Origin of the sequence: Micromonospora wenchangensis (genome assembly GCF_002210435.1) — a bacterium.
In the GTDB taxonomy this organism is placed as follows: Bacteria; Actinomycetota; Actinomycetes; order Mycobacteriales; family Micromonosporaceae; genus Micromonospora; species Micromonospora wenchangensis.
Window position 1 is genome coordinate 1 of record NZ_MZMV01000053.1, and the last position, 12,489, is coordinate 12,489.

The window sequence follows — 12,489 nt, forward strand, 5'->3', positions numbered from 1 at the left end:
CGGGACGCGCCTGTCACGGCCCACCGGCGGCCGCGGCAGCGGGTAGCGTTCCCGCGGTGGGTGCGCCGGCACCCGGGTGAGGAGACACCATGGCGGGCACGACGACGGTGGAGGTTCCGACCAGCGACGGCGCGGCGGATGCGTACCTGGCCCGGCCGGACGGGGACGGGCCGTTCCCGGCGGTGCTGTTCTTCATGGACGCCTTCGGGCTGCGTCCCCGGCTCGCCGAGATGGCCGAGCGGATCGCCGCGCAGGGTTACCTGGTGCTGGTGCCGAACCTGTTCCACCGCACCGGCCCGATGCCGCGCGTCGACGTCGCCGACCTGGCCGACCCGCAGCGGCGCGGCGAGCTGTTCGGCCGGATCGTGCCGTTGATCACCGCGCTCACCCCGGAGCTGGTGGCCCGCGACGCCGGGGCCTATCTGGACTTCCTCGCCGCCCGCGACGACGTCACGGACGGGCCGGTGGCGATCGTGGGGTACTGCATGGGCGGCACCAACGCGCTGCGCGCGATCGAGGCGCACCCGGACCGGATCGCGGCGCTGGCCAGCTTCCACGCCGGCCGGGTCGTCACCGACGAGCCGGACAGCCCGCACCGGGGCGTCGGCGCGGTCACCGGCGAGCTGTACTTCGCCCACGCCGACCGGGACGAGTCGATGACCGCCGACCAGATCGCCACGTTGGAGGGGGCGCTCGACGCCGCCGGGGTCACCTACCGCTCCGAGGTGTACGCCGGCGCCCCGCACGGCTTCACGATGGCCGACACCGCCATGTACGACGAGGGGGCCACCGAGCGGCACTGGGCGGCGCTGTTCGACCTGTTGGAGCGGACCCTGCGGGGCGCGGAGCGGCGGTCGGATGACGGTCCCCACGCGAGGTCATGACAGTCGCGTGACATTTGGCCCGCAGCGTCCCGCCGTGGTTTCACCGCCCGCCCACCCGGGGCAGAGTCCAGATCGACAGCGACTCGTGGAGGGACGACACACGTGGAAGTACAGGGCTTCTTCACCGCCATCATCATCGGTCTGATCATCGGTGCCCTGGGTCGCCTCGTGGTGCCCGGGAAGCAGAAGATCTCGATCCTGCTCACCCTGGCCATCGGCGTGGTGGCCGCGATCCTCGGCACCCTGCTCGCCGGCGCGCTCGGGGTGGACGACACCCCGGGCATCGACTGGATCGAGCTGTTCCTCCAGGTGGCCTTCGCGGCCGTCGGCGTCGCGCTCCTCGCCGGCACGTACGGCCGACGTCGGCACTGACCCGCACCCCCTCGCGTCGGCCCGCCCTCTCCCCGGGGCGGGCCGACGCGGCCGTTACGGGGCGTCGGTCACCGGGGGCGGCGCAGGTTACGCATCTTCTCCATGCCCTGCCGGACCCGGACCGCACGCAGCAGGGTGCTGGTCTCCTTGCGGAAGTGGCTGCACTGTTTGCCGAACTCGCCCACCGACTCGTCCTTGCTCGACTGGAGGAGCCGTTCGGCGTACTCCAGCCAGCTGCGGCCCTCCCACGGGCACGGCCCGGTGATCGGGTCGGCCGAGAAGGTCAGCTCGGCGGCCAGCAGGATCGCCCGGGCCATCAGGAAGTTGGTGACCGGGGTGACCCGGCCGCCCAGGTGGACCTGCTGGAACACCCGGCACCCGTCGAAGAAGTGGAACGCCCGCACCGCCTGGGCGGGGTCCCGGCGCAGCTCCGCCATCCGCAGGTAGACCGCGCCGAGGCCACGCAGGAGCTGCACCTCGGTGAAGTTCTCGCGGAGGAAGTCGGCGATCGTCGAGTGGGACTCGTCGGTCACCTCCCGGTCGGCCGGCGGACGCACCCGGGGCGTGCTGCCGAAGAACCTGTTGAGCTGCTCGGCGAACTCGCTGTTCTCGGGGATCCGCCACACCCCCGGGTCGGCCAGGCTGGTGACCACGGCGTCGCCGCTCCACCGCCGGTTGAGCATCGCCGCGACACCCTCGGTGTAGCCGCCGTCGCTCATGATCTCGGTGGCGACCCGCTCGACGTCGCTCCAGGCGATCTCCCGGTTCAGCTCCAGGTCGACCCGGGTCCGCAGGATCACCGACTGCTCCAGCAGTGGACCCTCCCGCTCCTCGGCGGCGAGCAGCTCGCCCGCCTCCAGCAGCAGCGGACGCGGATCGGGGTCGTTACGCGGCCAGGCGAACTGGGCGTACCCGACGACGGCCTCGACCATGGCCAGCCCGTGCCGCAACCGTCCCCGACCGTCCGACGCGGTCACGATCAGCCGCCGGTACGTCTCGATCGCCTGCCGGTACTCCCAGATGTAGCGGTGGAACTCCGCCCTGACCTCCAGCACCCCCGGATGGTCCGGCCAGCGCTGCTCGGCGGCCCGGATCAGCTCCCAGACCGCGCTGTTGTCGACGTCGTGACGCCGGTTCACCCCCTGCTCGTCCCGGTACGTCTCCAGCACCCCCAGCCAGCGCCGGTACTGCCGCTCCAGCCCCACCTCCATCTGGAGCAGCTCGATCGAGTGGCTGAACCGGCGCAGGTGCCCGTCGAGCTTGTCCCGGCGGACCCGGTAGAGCCGACGGATGTTGACCAGCCGTTCCGGCGGCGGCACGGTGCTGCTCTCCCGCCCCTCGGGGGTGGAGGCGGTCAGCAGGTTGCCCTCGCTGCTCCACCGGGCCCGGTGGCACCACAGGTCGAGTACCGCATGGTGCCAGGTGGTGTGCTCCTGCTCGGCCAGCCAGTTCTGCACCTCCCTGATCCGGCGCAGCAGTTTCTGGTCCCGTGGCCGGGCCCGGGGCGTCTCGCCGGCGCGCGGGGGCGCGTCGACCTCGGCCCGCCAGCCGCCCAGCTCCCGCTGGATGCGCAGCTCCCGCAGCAGCGACTGGGCGCCCGGACGGTCCTCGTGGGCCCGTTTCGCGCACTCCAGCGCGACCTCGGCCTCGGTCGTCGCCTCGGCGAACTGGTTGTTGCGGCGCAGGCAGTGCGCGACGAACAGGTGCACCTCCGCCTCGATCCCCGGGAACAGCGGGAACTCGCCGTCGGTCAGCACCAGGGTCATCGTCCGCCGGGCGGCGTCCAGTTGGCTGACCACGTCCGGGTCGCCCCGGTGGACGGCGTGCAGCAGCCGCCACACGTACATCCGGGTGTCGCCCGGCCACCGGGCCGGCGAACCCCAGGCCGCCGTCAGCTCCTCGACCACCCGCCGGCCCGTCGCCGCCTGGTCGGCGAAGGTCGGCTGCTCGGCGACGAGCAGCGTCGCCACCCCGCACAGCCGCATGCTCCACAGGCCACGGTCGCTGTCCGACCCGGACAGGGCCAACCCCTCGCTGACCGCCGCCGTCGCCTCGGACAGCGTCGCCACCCGTTCCGCCAGGGTGCGCTGCCCCCGGGCGCGACCGCACAGCAGCCGGTGGCGCATCTGCAACACCGCGAACCGGTCCCGCAGGGTGACCGGCTCGGGCATCAGGTCGAACAGTTCGAACGCGGTGCCGAGCGCGGCCCGCGCTTCGGGGACGCGGCCCGAGGTGAGTTGGAGGTCGACGGTGTTCAGCAGCCAGGAGATCGCGACGGTGATCAGGTCCGGGCGGCTGCCGCCGGCCACCCGGGCGTAGTCGGCCAGCACCGGCGCGGCCCGCTCCCGGGCCGGCAGCAGGCTCGTGCCCGCCCGCAGCCGGCGGCCACCGATGAACAGCGCGGTGTCGATCGACTTCAGCAGCCGGTGCGACAGCGCGTCCCGGTCGGCCTGCCCGATCGCCTCCGCCACGGCGTCGGCGGCGGCCACGAACGCCTCGCGTACCTGCTGGCTCTGCCCGGTGGCCCGCATCGCCTGGTTGAGCCGGGCGGCGCCCGCGACCACCGGGTAGCCGGTGGCCCGGACCGGCCGGCCGGCGGGGACGTCGACGACCGGTGGCCCGGCCTCGCCCGGCGTCGTGACCGGATCGGCGTCCGACGGCGTGGCCGTGGCCTCCAGCCGCACCGGGCTGAACGCCGCGTCGCCGGAGAACGCGGCGGCGAGCTTGGTCAGCGTTTCCCGCAGCCGGGGATACCCGCCCGCCACCGCCTCGTCGAGGCAGCCGATCGCCCGGTCGATGCCCTTCATGACGTGCCGGTCGGCGTTGTCGGGGTGCCGTTGCCGCTGCCGCAGCATCGCCGTGACCAGGGCGAACATCGCCTCGGCGACCGGCTCGTCGAGCTGGTCGGGGGTGAGTTCGGCACCGTCGACGAGGGCCCGGCCGTAGACGTTGTCGCCGCCGCTGCCGCGCAGGGTGGCGGTCAACGCGTTGCTCAGCGCGTGCCGGGTCGACCGGCCCAGGTCGTGCCAGAGGGTGCCGTCGTGCTCCTGCTGGGTGAGGATGCGCGCCTCGACCAGATGGTGGGTGGCCTGCGGGGTGAGCCCGCAGCCCATCGATTCGAGCAGCTCGGTGGACATCCACAGCCCGTCGGTGATCGCCCAGGCGGTCAGCACGGCCAGCGCGCCGGGTCGGTCCCGGTCGCCGTCGACGCCGGTCCACAGCGCGAAGCAGTCCACGTCCCGCAACCCCGCGCCGACCGTGGCGGCCGAGCGGCGCAGCAGCGCGTCGACGAGGTGTTCGACGCCCGGCTGCTCGATCCGCTTGTTCAACACGTCGTTGGCGAGTTCGTCGACCCCGTTGTGCAGCACCCCGGGCAGCCGGACGAGCTTGTCGTCCAGCTCCGTCCAGAGCCTGCCCTCGGCGAGCCCGGTGATGGTCAGGCCGCCGCCGTACACCGGGTCGGAGAGCACCTGGTCGACCAGCGTGGTGGCCTCGTCCTCGCTGAGTTCCCGCAGTTGGACCACCGGCAGGTAACGCAGCCGGTTGTCGCCGCTGACGTGGACCTCCGCCCGGGTGGCGATGATGACCAGCGCCCGGTCGAACACCGACAGCTCCAGCAGCCGGTCGAGCTGCGCCCGGACCGCCTCCGGTCGGGTGCCCAACCGGGAACCCTCGACGAACAGGATCAGCCGCCGGCGGTGCAACTGCCGCTGCAACTCCTCGACCAGGGTCGTCCGGACCGCCTCGGCGTAGTCCATGCCGTAGTCGGTGACGTCGTCGATGGTGACGTCGAGCTCCCTGGCGAGCACCCCGAGCACCGGCTCGGGTGCGCTGCTGTTCGGGATGTCCAGCCGCAGCAGCGCCACCTCGTCGAGCTGCCCGGCCTCCTCGGCGAAGCGGGCCAGCACCTCGTCGACGAAGTACCGCTTGCCGGCGTGCCGGGGCCCGACGACCGGCAGCACCGCCCCCTGCGGCAGGCGCAGGCTGGCCCCGCCCCGGGCCAGCTCCGGGACCCGGCCGGCGAACGGCACCTGCCGGGCCGGCCAGGCGCTCTCGAAGCCGGACCGTTCGCCCTGTTCGGTGGGGGAGCCGGCCGGCCGGCGGGGGAACGGCACCGCACGTCGCTGCGGCGGACGCCACGCCGGGTTACGCACCCAGCCCCGGTCGAACTCGACCGGGCTGTGGGCCGGCGCGGGATAGCCTTCGCCGGTCAGCAGTTCGCCGGCCTCCCGCAGCACGTCCGTCGGGCTCAGCCACTCGGGCGCGTCCGCCCGGCCGTGCTTGAAGACCTCCAGCAGGGCCCGGGTGAACGGGGTGTGCAGCTCGTCCGGGCCCGCGTCGCGCGCCGGCCCGCTGCGGACGGCCGCCATCAGTTGCCAGCCACGGTCCTCGTCGACGTGCAGCGCCTCCGACGGCAGGACCAGACTGGCGTTTCCCGCGTGACAGCAGTCGAGGATCAGCAGGCACCGCCGGGCGTCCCTGCCCCTGGCCGCCGCCACGAACCGCTCCACCGGGAACTCGGTGCCGGAGGTGTCCGGGGCCTCGCGGGGGAGCAGCCGCAGTGACCGGCCCACCAGGACCGCGTGACCGGCGAAGTAGACCACCAGCATGCCGTCCGGGCCGACCGAGTTGGCGGCGTTACGGACCCGTCCCTCCATCTCGGCGGAGGTGGGATCGTGCGCGCTCTGGATGCTCCAGCCCGGCAGACCCCAGACCTCGCGGGCGGCGAGGGCCGTGCCGAGAGCTTCGACGTTGTCGCGGGCGGCGGGGACGGTCAGCCCCAGATGGTCGTAGGTGCTGACCCCCAGCAGGACGGCCTGGGACTGGGCCGGGTCGAACCGTGGCTGGTGCGCAGCGGTCACCGCAGGCCCTGCTGGAGCACCGCGATGACGTCCTCGGCCGAGCCGCTGGCCTCGATCTTCACCTCCCGGGTGCCGTCCGGGCTGTCGGTGAGGGTGACCGTGACGGTGGTGTCGCCGCCCCGGCGGGCGCCGCGCCGGGCCTGGAACCAGTCGTACACCGCCTGGATCACCACTGGCAGCAGCACGTCCTGGCCGACGAACTCCAGCACCTCGGCGGCCCCGAGGGTGCCCGGCTCGGGTGCGCGGTGGACCACCCGGACCCGGGCGTCGCGCAGCTCCGGATCGGCCGCCAGCTCGTCGCGAAGGTCGTGCACCGGCGACTCGTCGGAGTCCGAGACCGAGAAGATCAGACGCATGCCGCCATCATGGCCCATGCCGTCACGCGGTGTCAGCCGCCGGACGCTCTCCTGTCGTCCTGTCGACACAGTCCCGCCGACCGTCCATGTCGGACCACCGCCCGACCGAGTCCGGTGGGAATTGCGCGGCCGGTGGACCGTCCGATGTGGGGGAGGGCTCGGTGGTGACGGAGTGCCGGCTCAGGAGCCGGCGGGCCCGGTGTCGTCGGCGGGTGGGAACGCGAGCGCCACGGTCAGGTCGAGCACCGTGCCGGGCTCGTTGAGCCGGTCGCCGTACAGCTCCCGCAGCCGGCCCATCCGGTACCGGACCGTCTGCGGGTGCACGAACAGGTCGGCGGCGACGTCGTCGCGGCGGCCCTGGTGCAGCAGCCAGGACCGCATCGTCTCGGCCAGCCGCGCGGCGGTCGCCGCCGGGAGCGTGGCCAGCGGCGCGAGCACCTGGGCGCGCAGGTCGGCCAGCGCCTCCGGATCGGTGTGCAGCACCAGCCGGGCAAGGTGCTGCTCGGTGTCCCACGCGGCGGCGTCCGCCGGTGACGGCAGGCCGAGGGCGAGCGCCTTCAGCACCCGCTCGTACGACCGGGCCACCGCGACCCACGGCCGGGCCGGGCCGAGCACCGCGTGGTGCCCGTGCAGCGCCGTGGCGAGCTGCCGCCGCCGCCCACCGTGCATGTCCGGTACGAGCAGCAGCGCCCCCTCCTCGGCCCACTGCGCCCCGGGCAGCTCCTCGCCGCTTTCCAGGGTGTGCCCCGGGAGCACGGCGAGCACGCCGCGCAGGCTGCTGCGGGGCAGCACCACCACGGTCAGGGTCTGCGGCGGGGGCCACTCGGCCCGTTCGGCACTGCGCCGCAGCACCTCCTCCGGTTCCCCGGCGAGCAGTTGGTGGGTGAGCCGGTCCAGGTCGCGCCGGCGGGCCCGGCCGACGTTGGCCAGCTCGTCGGAGTGGCCGGCGACGCTGGCGGCGGAGAGTTCGTCGATGTAGGCGAACATCAGCTCGGCGAACTCGGCGATCGTCTCGGCGGACAGCCCGCTGCGTACCGTGGTGGTGGAGACCTCCCGCCAGGCCACCCGGGCCCCCACCCGGTACGCGGCCAGCAGCGCGTCCATGCTCCGCCCCACCCGCGCCTCCCCGGCGCCCAGCGCGTACGCGGCCTCCAGCGCCCGGGCCAGCGGGGTGCTCGGGTCGGCCGCCGCGCCGGCCCGCTCGATGAGCTGGAGGAAGGTGCCCAACGCGATCCGTACCGCGTTCTCGATCTTCTCGCGCATCTGGCCGGTGAGGGTGCCGGAGTAGGCGGGGACCTCGGCGGTGATGGTGGTGACGGTGTGTGCGGCGACCATCGGCAGCCGGGCGCGTAACCGGGCGGCCACCGGCGCGTCGAGTTCCAGTCGACCACCCAGGTGACCGGTCGCCCCCGATTCCGACATGTTGTTCCCTTCGAACAAGTTCCCACCTCCGATTCACCTTCCCCGGTCAAGATGTTATGCGAAAGTGCGAGGACCCTGGGTTCATGACCACCACCGTCCCGCACCCTGCGGCGAAGACCACCGTCCGGGACCGGCTCCTGCGGTTGGCCGAGACGGTCACCACCCCGCTGCTGCCGGAGGACTACCTCGACCTGGTCGCGCCGCTGCGCGCCGGGGCCGCCCTGCGCGGGCGGATCGTCGCCGTCGAACCCGAGACCCGGGACGCGGCGACCCTCACCATCCGGCCCGGCCGCGACTGGCGCGGCCACACCCCCGGCCAGTACGTCCGCCTCGGCGTCGACGTCGACGGGGTACGCCAGTGGCGGGCCTACTCGCTGACCTCCGCCCCCGACCGCCCCGACCGTCTGATCAGCGTCACCGTCAAGGCCATTCCTGACGGCCGGGTCAGCAACCACCTGGTCCGGCGGACCCGGGTGGGCACCGTCGTCCAGCTCGACCAGGCGCTCGGTGACTTCGTCCTGCCCGACCCGGTCCCCGCCCGGGTGCTGTTCCTCACCGCCGGCAGCGGCATCACCCCCGTGATGGGCATGCTCCGCGCCGGCGTGCACACCCGCGCCGACGTGGTCGTGGTGCACTCCGCGCCGACCCCCGACGACGTCGTGTTCGGCGCTCACCTGCGGGCGCTGGCCGCGCAGGGCGGCATCCGCCTGGTCGAGCGGCACACCGACCGCGACGGCCTGCTCGGCGTCGCCGAGCTGGCCACCCTGGTCCCCGACCACCTCGACCGCCAGACCTGGGCGTGCGGCCCGGTCGGCCTGCTCGACGCCGCCGAGCAGCACTGGACGGCGGCCGGCGTCGCCGACCGGCTGCACACCGAACGGTTCCGGCCGACGGTGATCGCGCCCGGCGAGGGCGGCAGCGTCACCTTCACCCGGACCGGCCTCACCCTCGCCGCCGACGGCGGCACCCCGATCCTCGACGCCGGTGAGGCCGCCGGCGCGCTGATGCCGTCCGGCTGCCGGATGGGCATCTGCTACGGCTGCGTCCTGCCGCTGCGCCAGGGCGCGGTGCGGGACCTGCGCACCGGGGAACTCACCACCGCCGTCCCCGGTGACGGCGTGCTCATCCAGACCTGCGTGTCGGCGGCGGCCGGTACCTGCGACATCGATCTCTGACCAGGAGGCCGGACGTGACCGTCATCCAGCACAAGCCCGTCAACCCGATCGCCCACCTGAGCGCCGAGGACATCGAGACGCTCGGCAAGGAACTCGACGCCATCCGGGACCGGGTGCTCGCCGAGCGCGGCGCGAGCGACGCGGCCTACATCCGCAAGGTGATCAAGACGCAGCGGACCCTGGAGATGAGCAGCCGCGCGGTGCTGCTCTTCTCGCTGTTCCCGCCGGCCTGGGTGGTCGGCACCGCCGGCCTGGCGGTGGCCAAGATCCTGGAGAACATGGAGATCGGCCACAACATCCTGCACGGCCAGTACGACTTCATGCGCGACCCGAAGATCCACTCCACCACCTGGGAGTGGGACCACGTCTCCCCGGCCGACCAGTGGAAGCACTCGCACAACCAGCTGCACCACACGTACACCAACGTGCTGGGCAAGGACAACGACCTCGGGTACGGCATCATGCGCGTCGACGAGGACCAGAAGTGGTACCCGATGCATCTCGGCCAGCCGCTGTGGAACTTCGTCAACGCCTGCTTCTTCGAGTACGGCATCGCCGCGTACGACCTGGAGCTGGGCCGCAACCTGCGCAAGGGCCGGCACAAGGCCCCCGAGTTCCGGGCCCGGCTGCGCGCGGTCGGCCGCAAGATCCGTCGCCAGGTGCTCAAGGACTACGTCATCCACCCGCTGCTGTCCGGCCCGTCCTTCCTCACCACCCTGGCCGCCACCTTCACCGCGAACCTGATCCGCAACCTGTGGAGCCACTCGGTGATCATGTGCGGCCACTTCCCCAGCGGGGTGGAGACGTTCTCCAAGACCTCGATCGAGGGCGAGACCCGGGGCGAGTGGTACCTGCGGCAGATGCTCGGCTCGGCCAACATCAGCGGCAGCCGGCTGCTGCACATCATGACCGGCAACCTGTCCTTCCAGATCGAGCACCACCTCTTCCCCGACCTGCCCAGCAAGCGCTACCAGGAGATCGCCCCCCAGGTGCGGGCGCTGTTCGACAGGTACGGACTGACCTACACCACGGGCCCGCTGCCCAAGCAGGTCGCCTCCGCCTGGTGGAAGGTCATCCGGCTCTCCCTGCCCAACCGGGAGACCGCCCGGCCGGCCGCCGACGAACCCCCGGCCCGGGTGCTCGCCACCTCCGGCGTCTGAGCACCGCCCCGGTCCCGACGCCGGCCCTGCGGCCGGCGTCGGGCGGTCAGCCGTCCGGGTCGACCTGGACCACCTCGGCCACCGGGCGGCGCGGCACCGCCGGCAGCTCCGCCGCCGGTGGCCCCCACCCCACCCGGACCACCAGGTACGGCTCACCCACGTCGGCGAGCAGCTCCCGCATCATCCGGCGCGGCCAGGCCAGCTCGATGGTGTCGCTGATCGGGGCGGTGGACAGCCCCGCCGCGGTCGCGGTGAGCAGCAGCGCCGACAGCGCCTCGCCGCCGCGCAGCCACCCCGCCGGGTCGTCCCGGTCGCCGAACAGGATCACGTACGCCGCACCCCGGTCGAAGTCCGTGCCGGCGGCCAACCCGGCGGCACCGCCAGGCGCGTAGTCGCGCAGCGGCACCCGGCGCGGCGCCGGCCGTACCGCAGTGGCCGCCGGCACCCCGTCACCGCTGCCGGCCGGCCGGTGGGTCCACCGGTGCAGCTCCGCCCGGTAGCCGGGGTCGGCCAGTTCGGCGTCGGCCGCCCGGCCCGTCGACACCGCCAGCATCGGCATCTGGTCGGCCCGGACCACGTGCAGGTGCGCGCCCTCGGCCTCGACCGCCGCCCGCAACCCGGTCAGCACCTCGTCGGGCACCGGCCGGTCGCCGAAGGCCCGCCGGTCGGTACGCCGGCGGGGGATCGCCTCGGTCAACCGGGCGGCGCTCAGGTCCAGCCCGCCCGGCCCGGTGGCCCGCAGCCGGGCCAGCAGCCCCGGGTCGGCCGGGTCGGGCAGCCGGTCGACGTCGACCCGCCAGCCCGCGGCGGCCAGCGCCACCCGGGCGTGGTGCAGCACCGCGCCGCAGCTCAGCACGAGCAGCCGCCCGTCCGGGTCGGTGCCGGTCAGCTGCCGCGTCGGGTCGGCGTGCAGCTCCAACAGGCCCCGGGTGACCCGCCAGCGCCACGGTTGGGTGTTGAACACCGACGGGGCGTACCGGGACAGCTCGGCGGCGGCGGTCAGTTCGCGTACGGTCGGCACCGGGTCCGGACGGGTGGACGGCGAGGTCATCGCGGACACCTCCTGGTAGCTCTGCCCCCACCCTGCGCCGCCCGGCCGGACGCGACCAGGGCCGGACGACCCGACCGGGCGGGCCGGTGGCCCGTCAGCAGCCGGTCCAGCGCACCGGGGTGAGCCGGTCGGTGGTGGTCCAGCCGACCGCCGTGCCGGTGTCGGTGACCGCCCGCGCCTGCACGTCGGGGAACCCGGCGACCGCCCCCGGCAGCGGTGTCACCCCGTCGGCGTGCCACACCGCCCGCAGGCCGAGCAGCACCCCACCGGCGGTGACGTCCTGCACCGGTTCCACCGCCGGGTCGACGACGGTGGCCTTCCCGGTGTCCAGCCCCCACCGCACCGGGCTGCGGTCCCCGTCCGGGTCGTCGCCCGTGGTGCCGGCCGCCCACCCGCCCCGGGCCGCGAGCACCCAGGCGTTCGGCCTGCCGGGCACGGTGAGCCGGACGACCTGCCCGCCGGGGCGGCGTACCCAACCGGCGTAGGAGGACGAACCCGCCGACACCCGGGCGTTGCCGACCACGGTGCCGTCGTCCAGCACCGCGAGGGCGGCCCCGTCGGGCGGGGTGTCGATCGTCTCGACCGTGCCCGGCCGGTCCGCCGGCCAGCGCAACGCGATCGAGCTCCCGGTCGCCTCCACCGCGCCGTGCCCCACGATGTCCCCGCGCCCGTTGATGCCGGCGACCCAGGCGCCCGAGACGTTGCCCGGGACGGGCAGGTCGGTCAGCCGGCCGTCCTGGTAGCGCCACGGCCGCTGCATCGCGGTGACGTAGGCGTTGCCGATCACCACGCCGGCGCTGTTGACGCCCACGACGTCCTCGGCCAGCGCGGTGTCCACGGCGGTGACCCGGGCCCCCTGCCAGAGCAGCAGCACCGGCTCCCACACCCCGTCGGTGATCCGGGTGCCGATGCCGGCGACGTACCGGCCGGTCGGGTCGACGGCCGTGGCCCGGCCGTGGGTCACCCCGGCGGGCAGGGGCAGCGGATGCAGCGCGCACAGGCGCAGGCCGTCCCGGCGTGGTCCGGCGGGCGCGGTGCCGGGCAGGGCCGCTACGGCGGTCAGCAGGCCGACGGCGGCTGCGGCGAGCAGGCGGTGACGGATCATGATGGCTCCCATCGGACGTGGTGGTGGGGGACCGCGCCCCGGCCCGCCGTGTCCGGCCCGCCGGTGGGTGGGCGCGGGCAGGTCGTGCGGTGCGGCGGACCG

General features: G+C 74.2%; 9 protein-coding genes. 4 read left to right on the forward strand and 5 right to left on the reverse strand.

Features of this window, described 5'->3' with window-relative positions:
- The first annotated feature begins 89 nt into the window (after positions 1–89).
- Positions 90–884, forward strand: a complete 795-nt coding sequence (locus tag B5D80_RS25000) for a dienelactone hydrolase family protein (protein ID WP_088646391.1) — start codon at positions 90–92, stop codon at positions 882–884.
- A 102-nt stretch (positions 885–986) separates the two neighbouring features.
- Complete coding sequence (locus B5D80_RS25005; protein ID WP_088646392.1) at positions 987–1,256, forward strand: GlsB/YeaQ/YmgE family stress response membrane protein; 270 nt, start codon at positions 987–989, stop codon at positions 1,254–1,256.
- A gap of 68 nt (positions 1,257–1,324) precedes the next feature.
- Here B5D80_RS25005 and B5D80_RS25010 read toward each other — a convergent pair whose 3' ends face one another.
- The 3 genes from B5D80_RS25010 to B5D80_RS25020 form a co-directional block, all read right to left on the reverse strand.
- Complete coding sequence (locus tag B5D80_RS25010; RefSeq protein ID WP_088646393.1) at positions 1,325–6,118, reverse strand: caspase family protein; 4,794 nt, start codon at positions 6,116–6,118, stop codon at positions 1,325–1,327.
- Positions 6,115–6,474 carry an effector-associated constant component EACC1 gene (locus B5D80_RS25015; RefSeq protein WP_088646394.1) on the reverse strand — a complete coding sequence of 120 codons (360 nt, stop codon included), beginning with the start codon at positions 6,472–6,474 and terminating at the stop codon, positions 6,115–6,117. Before B5D80_RS25015 ends, B5D80_RS25010 begins: the two co-directional genes overlap by 4 nt.
- A gap of 180 nt (positions 6,475–6,654) precedes the next feature.
- A complete protein-coding gene (locus B5D80_RS25020) occupies positions 6,655–7,896 on the reverse strand; it encodes an RsbRD N-terminal domain-containing protein (protein ID WP_088646395.1) in 1,242 nt (413 codons plus the stop codon).
- A gap of 83 nt (positions 7,897–7,979) precedes the next feature.
- On the opposite strand from B5D80_RS25020, the gene B5D80_RS25025 reads away from it, so the two are divergent.
- Together B5D80_RS25025 and B5D80_RS25030 are read left to right on the forward strand one after the other, a co-directional pair.
- Positions 7,980–9,071, forward strand: a complete 1,092-nt coding sequence (locus B5D80_RS25025; protein WP_088646396.1) for a ferredoxin reductase — start codon at positions 7,980–7,982, stop codon at positions 9,069–9,071.
- A 14-nt stretch (positions 9,072–9,085) separates the two neighbouring features.
- Positions 9,086–10,231 carry a fatty acid desaturase family protein gene (locus B5D80_RS25030; protein ID WP_088646397.1) on the forward strand — a complete coding sequence of 382 codons (1,146 nt, stop codon included), beginning with the start codon at positions 9,086–9,088 and terminating at the stop codon, positions 10,229–10,231.
- 46 nt (positions 10,232–10,277) lie between these two features.
- Here the strand turns inward: B5D80_RS25030 and B5D80_RS25035 are convergent, their stop codons facing one another.
- Complete coding sequence (locus tag B5D80_RS25035; protein ID WP_088646398.1) at positions 10,278–11,282, reverse strand: Acg family FMN-binding oxidoreductase; 1,005 nt, start codon at positions 11,280–11,282, stop codon at positions 10,278–10,280.
- A gap of 94 nt (positions 11,283–11,376) precedes the next feature.
- Complete coding sequence (locus B5D80_RS25040; RefSeq protein ID WP_088646399.1) at positions 11,377–12,387, reverse strand: hypothetical protein; 1,011 nt, start codon at positions 12,385–12,387, stop codon at positions 11,377–11,379.
- Between the last annotated feature and the right edge of the window lie 102 nt (positions 12,388–12,489).

What these genes read in the sequence shown, in the direction of transcription:
- B5D80_RS25025 (WP_088646396.1), top strand. Translation starts at nt 7,980, where the DNA reads ATGACCACCACCGTCCCGCACCCTGCGGCGAAGACCACCGTCCGGGAC.
- B5D80_RS25000 (WP_088646391.1), top strand. Translation starts at nt 90, where the DNA reads ATGGCGGGCACGACGACGGTGGAGGTTCCGACCAGCGACGGCGCGGCG.
- B5D80_RS25035 (WP_088646398.1), bottom strand. Translation starts at nt 11,282, where the DNA reads ATGACCTCGCCGTCCACCCGTCCGGACCCGGTGCCGACCGTACGCGAA.
- B5D80_RS25040 (WP_088646399.1), bottom strand. Translation starts at nt 12,387, where the DNA reads ATGATCCGTCACCGCCTGCTCGCCGCAGCCGCCGTCGGCCTGCTGACC.
- B5D80_RS25015 (WP_088646394.1), bottom strand. Translation starts at nt 6,474, where the DNA reads ATGCGTCTGATCTTCTCGGTCTCGGACTCCGACGAGTCGCCGGTGCAC.
- B5D80_RS25020 (WP_088646395.1), bottom strand. Translation starts at nt 7,896, where the DNA reads ATGTCGGAATCGGGGGCGACCGGTCACCTGGGTGGTCGACTGGAACTC.